15 protein-coding genes and 1 tRNA gene are annotated in these 17,474 nt (G+C 66.1%); 11 read left to right on the forward strand and 5 right to left on the reverse strand.

Going from position 1 to position 17,474, the window contains the following annotated elements; all coding sequences use genetic code 11:
- Positions 1-6 precede the first annotated feature (6 nt).
- The 4 genes from BMX57_RS10845 to BMX57_RS10860 are packed head-to-tail and all read left to right on the forward strand — an operon-like array spanning position 7 to position 4,471.
- The gene (locus BMX57_RS10845) at positions 7-1,197 is read left to right on the forward strand and encodes a toxic anion resistance protein (RefSeq protein WP_092366423.1); all 1,191 of its coding nucleotides are present in this window, start codon (positions 7-9) and stop codon (positions 1,195-1,197) included.
- Between the two features lies 1 nt (position 1,198).
- Positions 1,199-2,164, forward strand: a complete 966-nt coding sequence (locus BMX57_RS10850; RefSeq protein WP_177175439.1) for a DUF2927 domain-containing protein — start codon at positions 1,199-1,201, stop codon at positions 2,162-2,164.
- Positions 2,165-2,191: 27 nt separating this feature from the next.
- On the forward strand, positions 2,192-3,322 hold the full coding sequence (locus BMX57_RS10855) for an SPFH domain-containing protein (RefSeq protein ID WP_092366426.1): 1,131 nt from the start codon (positions 2,192-2,194) through the stop codon (positions 3,320-3,322).
- A gap of 51 nt (positions 3,323-3,373) precedes the next feature.
- Complete coding sequence (locus BMX57_RS10860; RefSeq protein ID WP_092366429.1) at positions 3,374-4,471, forward strand: TFIIB-type zinc finger domain-containing protein; 1,098 nt, start codon at positions 3,374-3,376, stop codon at positions 4,469-4,471.
- 3 nt (positions 4,472-4,474) lie between these two features.
- On the opposite strand, the gene BMX57_RS10865 is transcribed toward BMX57_RS10860, so the two are convergent.
- Positions 4,475-4,894: an Hsp20/alpha crystallin family protein gene (locus BMX57_RS10865; protein ID WP_092366432.1), complete on the reverse strand. Its 420-nt coding sequence runs from the start codon at positions 4,892-4,894 to the stop codon at positions 4,475-4,477.
- Positions 4,895-5,040: 146 nt separating this feature from the next.
- Here BMX57_RS10865 and BMX57_RS20670 point away from each other — a divergent pair, with 146 nt between their 5' ends.
- The 7 genes from BMX57_RS20670 to BMX57_RS10895 all read left to right on the forward strand — a co-directional run bounded on the left by BMX57_RS20670 (position 5,041) and on the right by BMX57_RS10895 (position 12,013).
- Entirely contained in the window at positions 5,041-5,193 is a 153-nt protein-coding gene (locus BMX57_RS20670; RefSeq protein WP_177175440.1) for a hypothetical protein, read from the forward strand.
- A complete protein-coding gene (dtd, locus tag BMX57_RS10870; protein ID WP_092366435.1) occupies positions 5,181-5,618 on the forward strand; it encodes a D-aminoacyl-tRNA deacylase in 438 nt (145 codons plus the stop codon). The genes BMX57_RS20670 and dtd overlap by 13 nt, the downstream gene beginning before the upstream one ends.
- Positions 5,619-6,044: 426 nt before the next feature.
- On the forward strand, positions 6,045-7,631 hold the full coding sequence (locus BMX57_RS10875; RefSeq protein WP_092366438.1) for an ABC transporter substrate-binding protein: 1,587 nt from the start codon (positions 6,045-6,047) through the stop codon (positions 7,629-7,631).
- 1 nt (position 7,632) lies between these two features.
- Positions 7,633-8,589, forward strand: coding sequence for an ABC transporter permease (locus BMX57_RS10880; RefSeq protein ID WP_092366441.1), 957 nt, complete (start codon positions 7,633-7,635; stop codon positions 8,587-8,589).
- Entirely contained in the window at positions 8,589-9,404 is an 816-nt protein-coding gene (locus tag BMX57_RS10885; protein WP_092366524.1) for an ABC transporter permease, read from the forward strand. The genes BMX57_RS10880 and BMX57_RS10885 overlap by 1 nt, the downstream gene beginning before the upstream one ends.
- On the forward strand, positions 9,401-11,038 hold the full coding sequence (locus BMX57_RS10890; protein ID WP_092366443.1) for an ABC transporter ATP-binding protein: 1,638 nt from the start codon (positions 9,401-9,403) through the stop codon (positions 11,036-11,038). Before BMX57_RS10885 ends, BMX57_RS10890 begins: the two co-directional genes overlap by 4 nt.
- Positions 11,039-11,176: 138 nt before the next feature.
- Entirely contained in the window at positions 11,177-12,013 is an 837-nt protein-coding gene (locus BMX57_RS10895; protein WP_092366446.1) for an alkaline phosphatase family protein, read from the forward strand.
- A 39-nt stretch (positions 12,014-12,052) separates the two neighbouring features.
- On the opposite strand, the gene BMX57_RS10900 is transcribed toward BMX57_RS10895, so the two are convergent.
- From BMX57_RS10900 to BMX57_RS10915, 4 genes are all read right to left on the reverse strand, one after another.
- On the reverse strand, positions 12,053-12,976 hold the full coding sequence (locus BMX57_RS10900; protein ID WP_092366449.1) for an alpha/beta hydrolase: 924 nt from the start codon (positions 12,974-12,976) through the stop codon (positions 12,053-12,055).
- A 12-nt stretch (positions 12,977-12,988) separates the two neighbouring features.
- Positions 12,989-14,878 carry an acyl-CoA synthetase gene (locus BMX57_RS10905; protein ID WP_092366452.1) on the reverse strand — a complete coding sequence of 630 codons (1,890 nt, stop codon included), beginning with the start codon at positions 14,876-14,878 and terminating at the stop codon, positions 12,989-12,991.
- A gap of 159 nt (positions 14,879-15,037) precedes the next feature.
- Complete coding sequence (locus tag BMX57_RS10910) at positions 15,038-16,849, reverse strand: ABC transporter transmembrane domain-containing protein (RefSeq protein WP_092366455.1); 1,812 nt, start codon at positions 16,847-16,849, stop codon at positions 15,038-15,040.
- A 284-nt stretch (positions 16,850-17,133) separates the two neighbouring features.
- Positions 17,134-17,207, reverse strand: a tRNA-Gly gene (locus BMX57_RS10915).
- Between the last annotated feature and the right edge of the window lie 267 nt (positions 17,208-17,474).

The raw sequence follows: 17,474 nt of genomic DNA on the forward strand, positions 1-17,474 counted from the left end.
ATTGCCATGTCAGATACAATTCGCCAGAAGGCCGAAGAGGTGAAAACCCAGGTCGAGGAGGTCACCGCCGTGGTCCTGCCGGAGCCGCAGAACGACATCGTCTCACTTGAGGAGGCCGACGCGCCGGTGGGCGCCGAGATTCGCAAGCGGATGGAAGAGATCGACATCGGCGACACCAATTCGATCGTCGCCTTCGGCTCGGGCGCGCAGGCCGAGCTGCAGGAGATCAGCCAGGCCATGCTGGCCGATGTGCGCAACAAGGATGTGGGCCCCGCCGGCGACAGCCTGCGCGACATCGTGACCACGATCCGCGGCTTCTCGGTCAGCGAACTGGACGTGCGCCGGGACCGGAGCTGGTGGGAACGGCTGCTGGGCCGCGCCGCCCCGTTCGCCAAGTTCACCGCCCGCTACGAGGAGGTGCAGGGACAGATCGACCGCATCACCGACAGCCTTCTGGGCCACGAGCACACGCTGCTCAAGGACATCAAGTCGCTGGACCTGCTCTATGACCGGACGCTGGACTTCTACCAGGAACTGGCGCTCTACATCGCCGCCGGCGAGGAAAAGCTGAAGGTGCTCGACGAGACCGACATCCCCGCCAAGGAGGCCGAGGTGCAGGCCGCGCCCGAGGGCGACCAGGTGATGAAGGCGCAGGAACTGCGCGACCTGCGCGCCGCGCGCGACGACCTGGAGCGCCGGGTGCACGACCTGAAACTGACCCGGCAGGTGACGATGCAGTCGCTGCCCTCGATCCGGCTGGTGCAGGAGAACGACAAGTCGCTGGTGACCAAGATCAACTCGACCCTGGTGAACACCGTGCCGCTGTGGGAGACCCAGCTGGCCCAGGCCGTCACGATCCAGCGCAGCGCCGAGGCCGCGGCGGCGGTGCGCGACGCCAATGACCTGACCAACGAGCTGCTGACCTCGAACGCCGCCAACCTGCGCGAGAGCAACAAGATGATCCGCCAGGAGATGGAGCGCGGCGTGTTCGACATCGAGGCGGTCAAGAAGGCCAACGCGGACCTTATCGGCACGATCCAGGAAAGCCTGTCCATCGCAGACGAGGGCAAGGCCAAGAGGGCCGCCGCCGAGGAGGATCTCAGGAAGATGGAGGCCGAACTGCGCGACACGCTGGCCTCGGCCAAGGCCCGGCGCGACGGCACCGGCGATACCGCGGCCACCGCCGTTCCGACCTGACTTGCGGCGCGCGCGGAGCATCCCCGGCCGGGCGGCCGCCCTGCTCGCCACGCTGGCGATCCTGTCGGCCTGCGAACCGCTGGGGCCGGCGACCTCGCCCGTGCCGCAACCGCGTCCGGCCGGGCTGGGCCCTGCGGGCGATGCCGTGACGCCACAATCGGCGGCCAGCCGCGATCTCGCGCGCTACTACGAGAAGGTGCAGAACGACCTTCTGACCCGGGGCTTGCTGCGTACCGATGGCGGCGGGCCCGATGCGCCCTTCGACGCCGACGACCTGGCGCGGAATTTCGAGACCATCGCCTTCTTCGACGAATACGCCAAGGGCGGCTTCGGAACCTCGGGGCGGGGCGCCAGCGGGCAGCTCAGCCGCTGGTCGGGGCCGGTGCGGGTCAACGCCGAATTCGGCCCCAGCGTCCCGCGCGACCAGCGCGAGAGCGACCGCGCGCGGATCGACGCCTATGCCGCGCGGCTGGGCCGGCTGACCGGGCACCCGATCACCGCCACCGAACGCGGCGGGAACTTTCACGTGCTGGTCGCGGGCGAGGATGACAAGGCCTATGTCAAGTCGCGGCTGCGCCGCCTGATCCCCTCGATCAGCGCCGAGGAACTGGCGCTCTTCGACAACCTGCCGCGCTCGTTCTACTGCCTCGTGGTGGCGGTCTCGGGCGGCGGATCCAGCTACAACTACACCCGCGCCGTGGCGCTGATCCGGGCCGAGCATCCCGAGCTGGTGCGCCGCAGCTGCATTCACGAGGAAATCGCGCAAGGCCTGGGCCTGCCCAATGACAGCCCCGCCGCGCGCCCCTCGATCTTCAACGACGACGACGAGTTTGCCCTGCTGACCAGCCATGACGAGATGCTGCTGAGGATGCTCTACGACGACCGGCTGAAACAGGGCATGAGCGCGGACGAGGCCCGCCCGGTGACCCGCATCATCGCGCGCGAGCTGATGGGGCAGCCGCTCTAGCGCCCCCGACAACAGGAGACCGAGCCCATGGGCATTTTCGACTTTCTTTCCGGCGAATTCATCGACGTCATCCACTGGACCGACGACACCCGCGACACGATGGTCTGGCGGTTTCAGCGCGAGGGCCACGAGATCAAGTATGGCGCCAAGCTGACTGTGCGCGAGGGCCAGGCGGCGGTCTTCGTGCACGAGGGGCAGCTGGCGGATGTGTTCACCCCCGGCCTCTACATGCTGGAAACCAACAACATGCCGGTGATGACGACGCTGCAGCACTGGGATCACGGCTTCCGCTCGCCGTTCAAGTCCGAGGTGTATTTCGTCAACACAACCCGGTTCAACGGCCTGAAATGGGGCACCAAGAACCCGATCATGCTGCGCGATCCGGAGTTTGGGCCGACCCGCATCCGCGCCTTCGGCACCTATACGATCCGGGTGAAGGATCCGGCACGTTTCCTGGTCGAGATCGTGGGCACCGATGGCGAGTTCACCATGGACGAGATCAGCTATCAGATCCGCAACATCATCGTGCAGGAGTTTTCCCGCGTGATCGCCGGCTCCGGCATCCCGGTGCTGGACATGGCCGCCAATACCGCCGATCTGGGCAAGCTGATCGCCGCCGAGGTGTCGCCGGTGCTGGAGGGCTACGGGCTGGTGATGCCGGAATTCTATATCGAGAACATCTCGCTGCCGCCGGCGGTCGAGGCGGCACTGGACAAGCGCACCTCGATGGGGCTGGCGGGCGATCTGGGCAAGTTCACGCAGTATTCCGCGGCCGAGGCGATGACCGCGGCCGCCAGCAACCCCGCGGGCGGCGGCATGGCCGCGGGGCTGGGCGCCGGCATGGGCATGGCGATGGCGCAGAACTTGGCAGCGGGCCAGCAGGGCGGGCCGTGGGGCCGGCCCGGCCCGTCCGCCTCCGCCGGGCAGACGCCACCGCCGCCCCCGCCGCCGGTCGAGCATGTCTGGCATATCGCCGAGAACGGCCAGACCCAAGGCCCCTATTCCAAGGCGCGGCTGGGCCGGATGGCCACCGAGGGCAAGCTCACGCGCGACACCCATGTCTGGACCCCGGGACAGGACGGCTGGATGCGGGCCGAGGACGTGGCCGAACTGGCGCAGCTTTTCACCATCCTGCCCCCGCCGCCGCCGGGGGCGTGACCGCCGCCTTTTCCTCTTGCTGAAAATATCCCCGCCGGAGGCCAGAAACCCATGACCGACGCCGCCCGCACCGAGCACCGGTTTCCCTGCGCGCAATGCGGCGCCGACTACCGCTTCAGCCCCGAACAGGGCGCGCTGATCTGCGACCATTGCGGCGACCGGCAGGAGGTCACGGCCGGGCCCTGGGGCGGCGGAAGCCTGCGCGAGCTGGATTTCGACACCGCCCTTGCCCAGAAGCTGCCCGACAGCGAGATCGAGGAGACCCGCGTCCTCAGCTGTCCGAACTGTGCCGCCCAGGTCGAGTTCGACCCCGCCACCCATGCCGCAGAATGCCCGTTCTGCGCCACGCCGGTGGTCACCGATACCGGGATCAACCGGCATATCAAGCCGCGCGGCGTCCTGCCCTTTGCGCTGGACGAGCGCAGCGCCCACAAGGCGATGTCGGATTGGCTGGGGCGGCTGTGGTTCGCACCGAACGGGCTGCGCGACTATGCCCGCAAGGGCCGCCGGATGCAGGGGATCTATGTGCCCTACTGGACCTTCGATGCCGACACGAAGAGCCGCTATCGCGGCGAGCGGGGCGTGGTATATTACGTGACCCGGACGGTGATGGTGGACGGCAAGAAGCAGACCCGCCAGGTGCCCAAGGTCCGCTGGAGCCCGAAATCGGGCCGGGTCGCCCGGTTCTTCGACGACGTGCTGGTCCTGGCCTCGCATGCGCTGCCCAAGACCTATACCGACGCGCTGGAACCCTGGGACCTGGCCGCGCTGGAGCCGTACCAGCCGGAATACCTGGCCGGGTTCCGGGCCGAGGCCTATACCGTGGAGCTGTCCGAGGGATACACCGAAGCGCGCGAGCACATGGCCCGCGTGATCGAACGCGACGTGCGGTTCGATATCGGCGGCGACCGGCAGCGGGTGCACGACATCGACACCTCGGTGCGTGACGTGACCTTCAAGCATATCCTTCTGCCGGTCTGGCTTGCCGCCTACAAGTATCGCGGCCAGACCTATCGCTTCGTGGTGAACGGGCGCTCGGGCCGGGTGCAGGGCGAGCGCCCTTGGTCGGCCCTCAAGATCACCCTTGCCGTCCTGGCCGGCCTGATCCTGGCCGCGGCGGTGGGTTATGTGCTGGCGCAGAACCGCTGAGGATCAGCCGCGCGAGATCTGGATCCGCTGCGCCGGTTCCTCCCGCTCCTGCGGCAGCTTGGGCACGCTGATCTTCAGAACGCCGTCCTTCATCCGGGCGCTGGCATTTGCACCGTCGGCATCCTCGGGCAGCCTGAACGAGCGCCGAAACGCGCCGTATTGACGTTCCGAGAAATACCAGGTGTCGCCCTTGCGTTCCGTTTCGGTCTTCTTCTCGCCGCGGATCGTCACCACGCCGTTCTCGACCGTCAGCTCGATATCGCTCTCGGACACGCCGGGCAGTTCCATCGAGATGTCGTAGCTGCCGTCGCTACCCGAGGCTTCCGCGGCCGGGTTCAGCCATTCGGCCAGACGCGTGCCGATATTGCGGAACGGGTCATAGATCGATGGCCAGAAACTGCCATGCTCGGATTTTTCAACCATGATAGCCTCCTTTTCTGAACAGGTGCCGAATCTCGCATATATACCTGTGAACCGCCTTGATCCGCGTCAAGGTGCGGCCGCCTGCCCGCTCTTGAACCGGCATCGCCGCGCGGTCATGGTGCAGCCAGCGCAATTCGGGGGAATCCATGTCCGCCCAGGTTCTGGACGATCTGCTGTGGCGCCGGCATTCCTGCCGGGCCTTCCTGCCCGATCCGGTGCCGCGCGCCGCGATCCGCACGGACCGTGCCGATCTGGACGCGTTCGTCAGCTTTCACGGAAATGACCCATGCGTGCCCTGATCCAACGTGTCTCGCAGGCCTCGGTCACGGTCGAGAGGGACATGATCGCCCGGATCGGCCCCGGCCTGCTGGTGCTTGTCTGTGCGATGCGCGGCGACGACGCGGCCTGTGCGGCGCAATTGGCGGCCAAGATCGCCCGGCTGCGGATCTTCACGGACGAGGGTGGCAAGATGAACCGGTCGGTCCTGGATACCGGCGGCGCCGCGCTGGTGGTCAGCCAGTTCACCCTGGCCGCCGATACTGCGCGCGGCAACCGCCCCGGATTCTCGGCCGCGGCGCCGCCGGCCGAGGGCGAACACCTGTATCAGGTCTTTGCCGCACAACTCTCGGCGCAGGGTGTGCCGGTCCAGACCGGGCGGTTCGGCGCGGAGATGGCGGTGGATCTGACCAATGACGGGCCGGTGACGATCTGGATGGAGATATGAGCGACGCGCCGCGCAGCCTGCCCCATTGCAAGCGCGACGCCCGAGCCGAACAACAACGCCGACCGCGTGCCTTCCGGCTGCCCTTTCCCAGGCCTGCAGGCCACTGATCCGGCCCTCGCCCGGGACCGCTAAGCTGGCTCTGACCGGCGGCCGAATCGAGTGCCGCCCGCGCACCAAAGCGCACTGCGAGGTGCGGTCGGACCCGGCCCATTTCCACCTGTCGCCCATGTTGGGGGGCCATGGGGCGGCACGCTGGCCTTCGACCGGGACCGGACCGACAGCATCCCCCCGCAACGGGATGTGACCGTCGCAGGCGAAGTTTTCCGGGCAACGGGGTTGCCCGAAGGAGGTAAATGGGCAAGTCTTGACCCATCAATCAACAAAAACCGTGCCGAAGCGGCACTTGAACCGGGGAGTTCAATTATCATGAACCAACATCTTCGTTACCTGTCGAGCCGCGTCCTGGCCGGCGCCATGTCGCGGCGCGAGTTCATGGGCCGCGCGGCGGCCCTTGGCTTGACCGCGGCGACCGCCAGCACCTTCTTGTCGAGCGCGGCGCGCGCAGCCGGACCGCGCAAGGGCGGCACCATCAAGGTCGGCATCCAGGGTGGCGGCTCGTCCGACAGCCTCGATCCGGCGCTTGCGGCCAATGCGACCGCGACCAGCGTGAGCCGCCTCTGGGGCGAGCCGCTGGTCGAGCTTGACCCGCAAGGCGGGCTGTGGCCGCGCCTGGCCGAAAGCTTCGAAGCCTCGGCCGACGCCCGCGTCTGGACCTTCAAGATCCGGTCCGGCGTGAATTTCTCGAACGGCAAGACCATGACGCCCGAGGATGTGCTGGCGACGATGGAGCGTCATTCCGGCGAGGACACCAAGTCGGGCGCGCTGGGAATCATGCGCGGCATCAAGGCGATGTCGGTGGATGGCCAGAACTTCATCGTCGAGCTGGAATCGCCCAATGCAGACCTGCCCTATCTGCTGACCGACTATCACCTGCTGATCCAGCCCAATGGCGGCAAGGACGACCCGGCCGCCGGGATCGGCACCGGACCCTACGTCCTCAAGACCGTGGAACCGGGCGTGCGGTTCGTGGGCGAGAAGAACCCCGACTACTGGGACGACAGCCTGGGCCATGCCGACACGATCGAGTTCATCGTCATCAACGACGACACCGCCCGCGTCGCGGCGGTGCAGTCGGGACAGGTCGACATGATCAACCGGGTGCCGCCGCGCACCGCGGGCCTGGTGGACCGCGCGCCCAACATCAACGTGCGCACCACGGCCGGCCCCGGGCACTACGTGTTCATCATGCATTGCGACACCGCGCCCTTCGACAACATGGACCTGCGGATGGCGCTGAAATACGGCATCAACCGGCAGGAGATGGTAGAGAAGATCCTGTTCGGCTACGGCTCTGTCGGCAACGACACACCGATCAACAGCTCCTACCCGCTCTATACCGAGCTGGAGCAGCGCAGCTACGATCCCGACAAGGCCAAGTTCCACCTGGAGAAGTCCGGCTTTGACGGAACCGTCCTGCTGCGCACCTCGGACAATTCGTTCCCCGGTGCGCCGGATGCGGCGGCGCTGTTCCAGCAGTCCTGCGGCGCGGCCGGCATCAATGTCGAGATCAAGCGCGAGCCCAATGACGGCTACTGGTCCGAGGTCTGGAACAAGAAGCCCTTCGTCACCAGCTACTGGGGCGGGCGTCCGACCCAGGACTCGATGTTCTCGACCGCCTACCTGTCGACCGCCGACTGGAACGACACGCGGTTCAAGAACGAGCAGTTCGACCAGTTGCTCTATGCCGCGCGGGCCGAGCTGGACGAGGCCAAGCGCAAGCAGATGTACGCCGACATGTCGCTGCTGGTGCATAACGAGGGCGGTCTGATCTGCCCGATGTTCAACCAGTTCATCGACGCCGTCGGCGAAGGCGTCGAAGGCTGGGTCGATGCCAAGACCGGCTTCGAGCTGAACAACTTCTACGCGCCGATGAAGATGTGGGTCGCCGCCTGATATGGGACCCGCATTGAGACTGGTGGCCCAGCGACTTGCGCTGGGCCTCCTCCTTCTGCTGATGGTGTCGGTGGTGATCTTCGCCGGCACCATGATCCTGCCGGGCGATGTGGCGCAATCCATCCTCGGCCAATCCGCGACACCCGAGGCGCTGGCCAACCTGCGCGAGGAGCTGGGCGTGAACGACCCGGCGCTCACACGCTATTTCGAATGGCTGTTCGGGGTCTTCCGGGGCGACCTGGGCACCGCACTGACCAACAACCAGGACATTCTGACCTCGATCGTCGGGCGCATGCAGAATACGCTTTTCCTGGCGTTCTGGGCCGCGCTGATCTCGGTGCCGCTGGCGATCTTCCTGGGGCTGCTGGCCGTGCGCTATCGCAACCGCTGGCCCGACAAGCTGATCTCGGCGGTGACGCTGACCTCGATCTCGATCCCGGAATTCCTGATCGGTTACGTGCTGATGTATTTCATCGGCGTGCAGCTGGGCTGGGCGCCGACCGTGGCCACCGTCTATGACGGAATGAGCCTGGGCGAGAAACTGCACGCCATCGCCCTGCCGGTGGCGGTGCTGACGCTGGTGGTGCTGGCCCACATGATGCGCATGACCCGCGCCGCGATCCTGAACGTGATGCAATCGGCCTATGTCGAGACGGCCGAACTGAAGGGCCTGACCATGTTCAAGATCATCTGGCGGCATGCCTTCCCCAACTCGATCGCGCCCATCGTCAACGTGGTGATGCTGAACCTGGCCTACCTTGTGGTGGGCGTGGTGGTGATCGAGGTGGTGTTCACCTATCCCGGCATGGGCCAATACCTGGTCGATCACGTGGCCAAGCGCGATATCCCGGTGGTGCAGGCCTGCGGCCTGATCTTCGCCGCCGTCTATATCGGGCTGAACATGGTCGCCGACATCGTGTCGATCCTGTCCAACCCGCGTCTGAGGCACCCGAAATGATTGCGAATACTCCGGTTTCCGCCCTGATCGGGCTGTTCCTCATGGCGCTGTATTTCCTGATGGCGATCTTCGCGCCGCTGATCGCCCCCTACGGCATGGCCGAGGTGGTCGGCGGCGTGTGGGAGCCCGCCAGTGCCAATCACCTTCTGGGCACCGACAATATCGGGCGCGACCTGCTGACCCGGATGATCTATGGCGGGCGCACGACGATCTTCATCGCGACCGCGGCCACACTGGTCAGCTTCACTACCGGCTCGGTTCTGGGCTTCTTCGCCGCCGTGGCCGGCGGCTGGGTGGATCAGGTGCTGTCGCGTTTCGTCGATCTCATCATGTCGATCCCAACCCTGATCTTTGCGCTGGTCGTGCTGTCGGTGATGCCGGTGACGATCCCGGTGCTGATCGTGGTGATGGGCCTGCTGGATTCCACCCGCGTCTATCGCCTGGCGCGCGCCGTCGCAGTGGATATCGAGGTGATGGATTTCGTCGAGGCCGCCCGGCTGCGCGGTGAGAAAACCCGCTGGATCATCTTCCGCGAGATCCTGCCCAATGCGCTCAGCCCGCTGGTGGCCGAGATGGGGCTGCGCTTCATCTTCATGGTGCTGTTCGTCTCGACCCTCTCCTTCCTGGGGCTGGGCGTGCAGCCGCCGGCCGCCGACTGGGGCGGTATCGTGAAAGAGAACAAGGACGGCATCGTCTACGGCATTGGCGCGGCGCTCTGGCCCGCCGTGGCCATCGCCACGCTGGCGATTTCGGTCAACCTTGTGGCCGACTGGGTGCTCAACCGCACGACGTCGCTGAAAGGAGGCCGGGGATGAGCGATCCGCTGGTAAAGGTCCGCAACCTCAAGATCGGCGCCACGGTCTATCCGCCGGGCGAGCGCCCGCGCGACATCGAGATCGTGCACGGGGTGGATTTCGACCTGGCCCCCGGCAAGGTGCTGGGGCTGATCGGCGAATCCGGCGCCGGGAAATCCACCATCGGACTGGCCACCATGGCCTATGGCCGCGGCGGGGTGACGATCACCGGCGGCGAGGTGTGGGTGAACGGCCGCGACATCCTCAAGAGCGGGCTGCGCGACGTGCGCAACCTGCGCGGCGGCGAGGTGACCTATGTCAGCCAGTCCGCCGCGGCCTCGTTCAACCCCGCCAAGAAGATCATGGAACAGGTGATCGAGGCGTCGGTGGAACATGGCAAGTATTCCCGCAGCCAGGCCGAGGAGCGCGCGCGGGCGCTGTTTGCCAAGCTGGGCCTGCCGGATCCCGACAATATCGGCAACCGCTATCCCCACCAGGTCTCGGGCGGCCAGTTGCAGCGCTGCATGACCGCGCTGGCGCTCTGCCCCGAACCGGACCTGGTGGTCTTCGACGAGCCGACCACAGCGCTGGACGTGACAACGCAGATCGACGTTCTGATGGCGATCAAGGACGCCATTCGCGACACCGGCGTCGCCGCGCTCTACATCACGCATGACCTGGCGGTCGTGGCGCAGGTGAGCGACGAGATCATGGTTCTCAAAATGGGTGACATGGTCGAGCACGGCCAGACCGACCAGATCATCAACGCGCCGCGCGAGGACTATACCAAGGCGCTGGTCTCGGTCCGCTCCATCGAGCACGAGGAGAAGAAACCGACCCCAGATCCGGTGCTGCGCGTCCAGGACATCACCGCGCGCTATTCGGGCACGAAGTTCGACGTTCTGCACAATGTCTCGGTGGATCTGCATCCCGGCCAGACCCTGGCCGTGGTGGGCGAATCCGGGTCCGGGAAATCGACCCTGGCGCGGGTCATCACCGGCCTGCTGCCGCCGCGCGCGGGCAATATCGACTTTGCCGGGCGCAGCCTGTCGCCGGACCTGGCCGGGCGCACCCGCGAGGATCTGCGCGAATTGCAGATGATCTACCAGATGGCCGACGTGGCGATGAACCCGCGCCAGACGGTCGGCACGATCATCGGGCGGCCGCTGGAGTTCTATTTCGGCATTCGAGGCAGCGAAAAGCGCAAGCGGATCATCGAGCTTCTGGACGAGATCGAGCTGGGTAAGGAGTTCATGGACCGCTACCCCGCCGAACTCAGCGGCGGGCAGAAGCAGCGGGTCTGCATCGCCCGTTCGCTGGCGGCCAAGCCCAAGATGATCATCTGCGACGAGGTGACATCGGCGCTGGACCCTCTGGTGGCCGACGGGATCCTGAAACTGCTGCTCGACCTGCAGAAGATCGAGGATGTGGCGTACCTGTTCATCACCCACGACCTGGCGACCGTGCGCGCGATCAGTGACTCGATCGCGGTGATGTACCAGGGCAAGGTGGTCCGCTATGGCACCAAGAGCGAAGTTCTCAGCCCGCCTTTCGACGACTATACCGACCTCCTGCTCAGCTCGGTCCCCGAGATGCGACTTGGCTGGCTGGAAGAGGTGGTGGCGCATCGCAAGATGGAAAGTGCCGGCAACTGACCGACCCGCCGCCCGACCGGCGGGTGGCGGGGTAGCCGCCAACGCGCCAGGCCGTCCGGCGCAGACCCACGGGTGGAAATCCCCGAGCCAAGGCGGGATGCTGCGCGCGATTCGCAGTTCGGACACCGGGAGACCTCCATGAACCGCAAACTCCTTCTGATCGTCCTCGACGGTGTGCCCTGGCGCAATTTCCGCCGCCTGTTCGGCAATCTGGAAGGCTGGGTCGATACCGGCGAGGCACGCGTGTGGAAGCTGCGCGCGGTACTGCCGTCGATCTCGGCCAGCTGCTATGCCTCGATCCACACCGGGGTTGCGCCGGCGGAACATGGCTGCACCGGCAACGGCAACGTCTTTCGCCTGTCGCACGCGGATATCTTCAGCCAGGTGCGCGGCGCGGGCGGCGTGACCGGGGCGGTCGCGCATTCCTTCTGGTCGCAGTTCTTCAACCGCCATCCGTTCGATTTCGTGCGCGACGTGGAATATGACGAACCCGACAGCGACACCATCAACCACGGTCGGTTCCACAGCATGACCGGCTATGGCCCCGCCAACCAGATGACGCCCTCGGATGTGGACCTGTTCGGCACGCTGACCAGCCTGTGCCTGCGTTTCGGTCTGGATTACGGGATGCTGCATAGCTGCACCCTGGACAGCATGGGCCACCGCTTCTTTCACGACTGCCAGGAGATGGATCACGCCTGCCTGGTGATGGACGAGATGCTGGCGCCCTTCATCACCCGCTGGCGGCAACTGGGCTACGAGGTCATCGTCACCGCCGATCACGGGCAGGACGCGCGCGGCCATCACGGCGGACGCGACCCGTTGCAGCAGGAGACCGCGCTCTACTATTTCGGCGAAGGTCAGGGACCCGAGGCCGACACGGTGATCGACCAGCTGCAACTGGCGCCGACGATCCTGACGCGTCTGGGTGCCCCGGTGGCCGACACGATGAAGGCGGGCGCTTTCCTGACCTGACGGGCTGTGGCGGGCTCGGGCGGCACACGCGCAACCGGGTCAGTCGTAGGGCCAGAGCCCCTGCCCCAGCGCCTCGATGGCGATAACGATGCACTCGAAACTGTGGCGGGCGCGTTCCGAGGCGTGGCGCGCGCGCAGGTAGCCATGCACCAGGCCCGGTTCGTTGACCAGGTGAACCTTGACCCCGGCCTCGGACAGCCGGTCGCGATAGAGCGTCCCGTCATCCCGCAGCGGATCGCAATCGGCGGTAAAGATCACCGTGGGCGGCAGGCCCGAGAAATCGTCGTCCTGCAGGGGGGCATAGGTCGGGTCGCCCTGCGGTTCCGTGCCGTCATGGCGGATCCGGTCATAGAACCGAACGTCGTCGCGGCCCAGCATCGGGGCATTCGCATGTTCGATGTAGGACCGCGCATCGGTCGGCCCGCCGAGACCGGGATAGATCAGCACCTGACCCAGTACATGATCGAGCTTGCCGCGGGCATGATGCGCCACGGCGGCGGCCAGGTTTCCGCCGGCGCTGTCGCCGGCCATGACCAGCGGCTCGCCGAAATCCGCCGCGACCCACTCGGCCACATGCCAACAATCCTCGAACGCCGCCGGATGGGGGTGCTCGGGGCACAGCCGGTAGTCCACCGCGACCACGCGGTACCCGGTCTGGGCGCAGATCTCGGCGCAGATGTCGTCATGGCTGTCCAGCCCGCCGACGACGAACCCGCCGCCATGCAAAAAGATCACCGAGCGTGTCGGCTGGCCGGCGTTGTAGATCCGCACCGGCACGCCATCGACCGACAAGTCCTCGGAGGCGATTCCGTCGGGGCGCGGCTGGCGGAAGGCGGCGCACATGCCATCGTAGATGCGACGCTGTTCGGTATAGGACAGATCGACCGCATGGTCGGGGTAATGCACGCCGGTCTTGGCGACAAAAGCCCGGATCTCGTCATCGAGCAGCGCGTCGTAGTCCATTCAATCTCCGGTTCAGGAGGCCCATTCCCAGGGCCGGGTATAGTCACCCAGCACCTTCCCCACATCCTGTTCCGACGCCCCGTTCGCGTCAAGCTGCGCGACAAGCCCGCGCTTCTTGTCGTCTATAACCGACACCACGCGGGCCGCCACGCCAGCCTCTTCCAGCGCGCCGTTGTAGATGCGGGTGATCGCGTGTTTGCGCAGGTCCGGCTTGAACACCTTGCCCACGGCGGTCTTGGGCAGTTCCGGCAGGATCGTCAGATGCTTGGGCCGCGCCGCGCGTTCATGAACATGCACCTTGCAATACTCCATCAGCTCGGCCTCGGTGACGCTGGCCCCGTCCACCAGTTCGACGAAGGCACAGGGCACTTCGCCGGAATGGGCATCGGGCTGGCCGATGGCCCCGGCAAACGCCACGGCCTCGTGGCCCAGAAGCGCCTCTTCGATCTCGGCGGGGTCGATGTTGTGCCCGCCGCGGATGATCAGGTCCTTGGCCCGCCCGGTGATCCAGAGATAGCCGTCGGCGTCGATCCGGCCCAGGTCGCCGGTGCGCAGGAACCTGTCATGGTGGTAAAGGTCGCGGTTCTTGGCGGTCTCGGTATAGGTATTGCCGGCAAAGACGCCGGGGTTCGAGACGCAGATCTCGCCCACCTCGTCCACGCCGCATTCGCGGGGGCCGTCTTCGGTGGCGGTGATGATCTTCACCTCGGTATAGGGGAACGGCACGCCGACCGAGCCCACCTTCTTTTCACCCTCGGGCGGGTTGCAGGACACCAGGCAGGTCGCCTCGGTCAGCCCATAGCCCTCGACGATGGTCACGCCGGATGTCGCCTCGAACCGCTTGAACAACTCCATCGGCATCGGCGCGGATCCCGAGAAGGCGGTCTTGACCGACGAGATGTCGGCATCCACCGGACGCTGCATCAGCGCCGAGACGGCGGTCGGCACGGTGATGATGAAGCTGATCTTCCAGCGCTCGATCAGCTTCCAGAAATTGTCGAACACGCCGTCGCCGCGATAGCCTTGCGGCGTCGGAAACACCACATGCGCCCCCGAGGCGACCGCCGCCATCACGATGACGTGGCAGGCAAAGACATGGAACAGCGGCAGCGGGCACATGATGTTGTCGTTTTCGGTGAACAGCAGCCGATGCCCCAGCCAGCCGTTATAGATCAGGCCGGAATACTTGTGCTGCGCCACCTTGGGCATGCCGGTCGTGCCGCCGGTGTGGAAGTAGCAGGCGACCCGGTCACTCTCGCTGTCGGCAAAGCTCAACTCGGTGGGCTGTTTGGCCATTTCCTTGTTGAACGACAGGTAGTCGGCGTGGGCCACCAGTTCCTTGTTCTCGATCTTGGGCCGGATCAGCGGCACGATCCAGGATTTCGGCGGCGTCAGGTAGCGGTTGAGATCGACCTCCAGAACCTTGTTGACCTGAGGTGCATGGCGCACGGCTTCGGCAACCTTCTGGGCGACATCGGTCTTGGGGAAGGGCTTGAGCGTGACCACGACCTTGGCCTTGGTCTCGCGCAGGATCGCGGCGATCTGTTCGGGTTCGAGCAGCGGGTTGATCGGGTTGACGATCCCCGCCACCGCGCCGCCCAGCATGGTGACAAGGGTCTCGTTGCAATTGGGCAGGACATAGGCCACGACATCGCTTTCGCCGATGCCCAGGGACCGGAACAGGTTGGCCGCCTGCGCCACCTGTCCGCGCAGTGCCTTCCAGGTCAGGGTCTCGGCCTTGTCGCCCGCGCCCGAGAAGATCTGGTAGCTGGCGGCGCGGTGATCGGGAAACTTCTGCGCCGTGTTCGACAAGAGCGCATAGAGCGTCTGCGGCAGGTCCCGCTGCTCCCACGGCATTTCGTTCTCGATTGCGTTGCGATCCGCGATCCCCGCAAAAGCCATTGGCTGTCCTCCCCTGGTCGGGTCCGTTGGCCGGACCCCTGAATTCCTCGTGCACAGGATGGGTGCAAAACCGCCCCTGCGCAAGAAACGCCTTAGCGTCATTTTGGGAAACGGTCGCCCGTGACGTTGCGACGGAACCGCACGCCGGGCGGCCTCGCGTCAGGCCGCGTTGGCGCCGTCGGTGAACTGCAGCCGCGCCAGCCGGGCATAGAGCCCGCCCTCGCCCACCAGCTTGTCATGGGTTCCCTGCGCGACGATGCGGCCGTTTTCCATCACCACGATCCGGTCGGCCTTCTTCACCGTGGCCAGGCGGTGCGCCACGATCAACGTCGTGCGGTCCGCGCTCAGCCGGTCCACTGCCTCTTGTACTGCGCGTTCGCTTTCGGCGTCCAGCGCGCTGGTCGCCTCATCCAGCAGCAGGACCGGCGCATCGCGCAGGATCGCGCGGGCGATGGCGATGCGCTGTTTCTGGCCGCCCGAAAGCATCACGCCCCGCTCGCCGAGATAGGCGTCGAAGCTTTCGGGCAGCGCGGCGATGAAGTCATGCGCGGCGGCGGCCTGTGCGGCGGCCTCGACCTCCTCGTCCGAGGCATCCAGCCGGCCGAACCGGATATTCTCGCGCGCCGACGTGGCGAAGATCACCGGATCCTGCGGCACCAGGGCGACATGCTGGCGGAAGTCATGCCGCGCCATCTCGCGCAGGTCCACCCCGTCCAGCCTCACCGCGCCGCTGAGCGGATCGTAGAACCGCTCGATCATCTGGATCACCGTGGTCTTGCCGGCTCCGGACGGGCCGACCAGCGCCACGGTCTCGCCCGGCTCGACGGTCAGGTTCAGGTCGTCCAGCGCGGGGATGTCCGGGCGCGAGGGATAATGAAAGCTGACGGCGTCGAACTCGATCCGCCCGCGCACCGGGTTCGGGGCCGGCACCGGGCGCGCCGGATCGGTCACCGCATCGCCCGCCTGCAACAGCTCGACCAGCCGCTCGGTCGCGCCGGCGGCGCGCTGCAGCTCGCTCCAGATCTCGGAAAGCGCGGCGACGGAGCCCGCCATGATGACCGAGTAGATCACGAACTGAATCAGCGTGCCCTCGGTCATCGTGCCGGCGCGCACGGCATTGGCACCCATCCACAGGACACCCACGATGCCGCTGAAGACCAGGAAGATCACGATCACGGTCAGCACCGCGCGGGTCCGGATGCGGCGGCGCGAGACGTCATAGGCGGTCTCGGTTATGGTGCCGAAGCGGGTGCGGCTTTCGCCTTCATGGGTATAGGCCTGCACTGTCTGCACCGCGCCCAGCGCCTCGCCTGCGTTGCCCGAGGAGGCGGCGATCCAGTCCTGGTTCTCGCGGCTGATCTTGCGCAGGCGCCGGCCCAGCACCAGGATCGGCACGACGACGGCCGGCACGATCAGCAGCACCATCGCCGTCAGCTTGGCCGAGGTCAGCAGCATCAGCGCCAGGCCGCCGAAGAACAGCAGAACATTGCGCAGTGCCACCGAGGCCGACGAGCCCAGCACCGACTGGATCAGTGTGGTGTCGGTGGTGATCCGGCTGAGCACCTCGCCGGTCATGATACGCTCGTAGAAGGCCGGGCTCATGCCGATGACGCGGTTGAACACCGCCTTGCGGATATCGGCCACCACCCGCTCGCCCAGAAGCGTGACCAGCGCATAGCGCAGCCCGGTGCCCAGCGCGAGGATTCCGGCGATGCCCAGCGCGGCCAGGAAGTAGCGATCCAGCAGCGAGCCGTCCTCGACCCGGAAATTGTCGACCACCCGGCGCACCGCCAGCGGCAGCGCCAGCGAGGTCGCGGCGGTCAGCGTCAGCGCCAACAGGGCGCCGGCCATCAGCGCCCGATAGGGCGACAGGAAAGGCCAGAGAGAGGCCAGCACGCCCAGCTGCCGGGAGCCTTCCCGCTCGTCGCTGGCGCCCGGCGCCATCACTCCTGCCGAATCTCGTCTTGCCATGCCGTGCCCTTTGATCGCCCGCGGAATCCGCTGTTGACCCCGGTTCTTGGCCCCGCACGCGGCGCGGGTCAAGCCGAAGCCCGGCGAAAGGACGGATTGCCACGTCCAAAACGGGTGCGAGGGGGCCGATCGGTGTTCCGGAGATCCTGGAGCGGGCGGCGGGAATCGAACCCGCGTCATCAGCTTGGAAGGCTGGTGCAGCGAGTCCTTTTAATTCCTACATATCAATATATTAGCAGCGACATCGGCGCGGTTTTGTAGGATTCTTGCAGGTTTTGAACTTTTGGAGCGGGCGACGGGAATCGAACCCGTATCTCTTGCTTGGAAGGCAAGGGTCTTACCATTACACAACGCCCGCTGGACGCCACGGGGTTAATTGATGCGGCTCGGAGGGTCAAGCAGGTCTTTGATACGAGGAGACCCTGCCGATCAACCTCGAGTGTCTCAGATACGATAGGAATCGCGCGTTATCGCTACTGTCCCGGACAAGGTAAGCGGCCAGAGAACCATTTGGCTAAGCCGTTATAGTGAGCTAATGGGATGAACTGCCTTCCCACCAACCCGCTGCTACCGTGGCGGGCATAGGTGGAGAGAGGAGCATCTGATGGACATCAAGGTTCTGGGC

Origin of the sequence: Cribrihabitans marinus, from assembly GCF_900109035.1 — a bacterium.
Classification (GTDB): Bacteria; Pseudomonadota; Alphaproteobacteria; order Rhodobacterales; family Rhodobacteraceae; genus Cribrihabitans; species Cribrihabitans marinus.

Coding starts and splice junctions, on each gene's coding strand:
- BMX57_RS10845 (WP_092366423.1), top strand. CDS start 7: ATGTCAGATACAATTCGCCAGAAGGCCGAAGAGGTGAAAACCCAGGTC.
- BMX57_RS10855 (WP_092366426.1), top strand. CDS start 2,192: ATGGGCATTTTCGACTTTCTTTCCGGCGAATTCATCGACGTCATCCAC.
- BMX57_RS10860 (WP_092366429.1), top strand. CDS start 3,374: ATGACCGACGCCGCCCGCACCGAGCACCGGTTTCCCTGCGCGCAATGC.
- BMX57_RS10865 (WP_092366432.1), bottom strand. CDS start 4,894: ATGGTTGAAAAATCCGAGCATGGCAGTTTCTGGCCATCGATCTATGAC.
- BMX57_RS20670 (WP_177175440.1), top strand. CDS start 5,041: ATGTCCGCCCAGGTTCTGGACGATCTGCTGTGGCGCCGGCATTCCTGC.
- dtd (WP_092366435.1), top strand. CDS start 5,181: ATGCGTGCCCTGATCCAACGTGTCTCGCAGGCCTCGGTCACGGTCGAG.
- BMX57_RS10875 (WP_092366438.1), top strand. CDS start 6,045: ATGAACCAACATCTTCGTTACCTGTCGAGCCGCGTCCTGGCCGGCGCC.
- BMX57_RS10880 (WP_092366441.1), top strand. CDS start 7,633: ATGGGACCCGCATTGAGACTGGTGGCCCAGCGACTTGCGCTGGGCCTC.
- BMX57_RS10890 (WP_092366443.1), top strand. CDS start 9,401: ATGAGCGATCCGCTGGTAAAGGTCCGCAACCTCAAGATCGGCGCCACG.
- BMX57_RS10895 (WP_092366446.1), top strand. CDS start 11,177: ATGAACCGCAAACTCCTTCTGATCGTCCTCGACGGTGTGCCCTGGCGC.
- BMX57_RS10900 (WP_092366449.1), bottom strand. CDS start 12,976: ATGGACTACGACGCGCTGCTCGATGACGAGATCCGGGCTTTTGTCGCC.
- BMX57_RS10905 (WP_092366452.1), bottom strand. CDS start 14,878: ATGGCTTTTGCGGGGATCGCGGATCGCAACGCAATCGAGAACGAAATG.
- BMX57_RS10910 (WP_092366455.1), bottom strand. CDS start 16,849: ATGGCAAGACGAGATTCGGCAGGAGTGATGGCGCCGGGCGCCAGCGAC.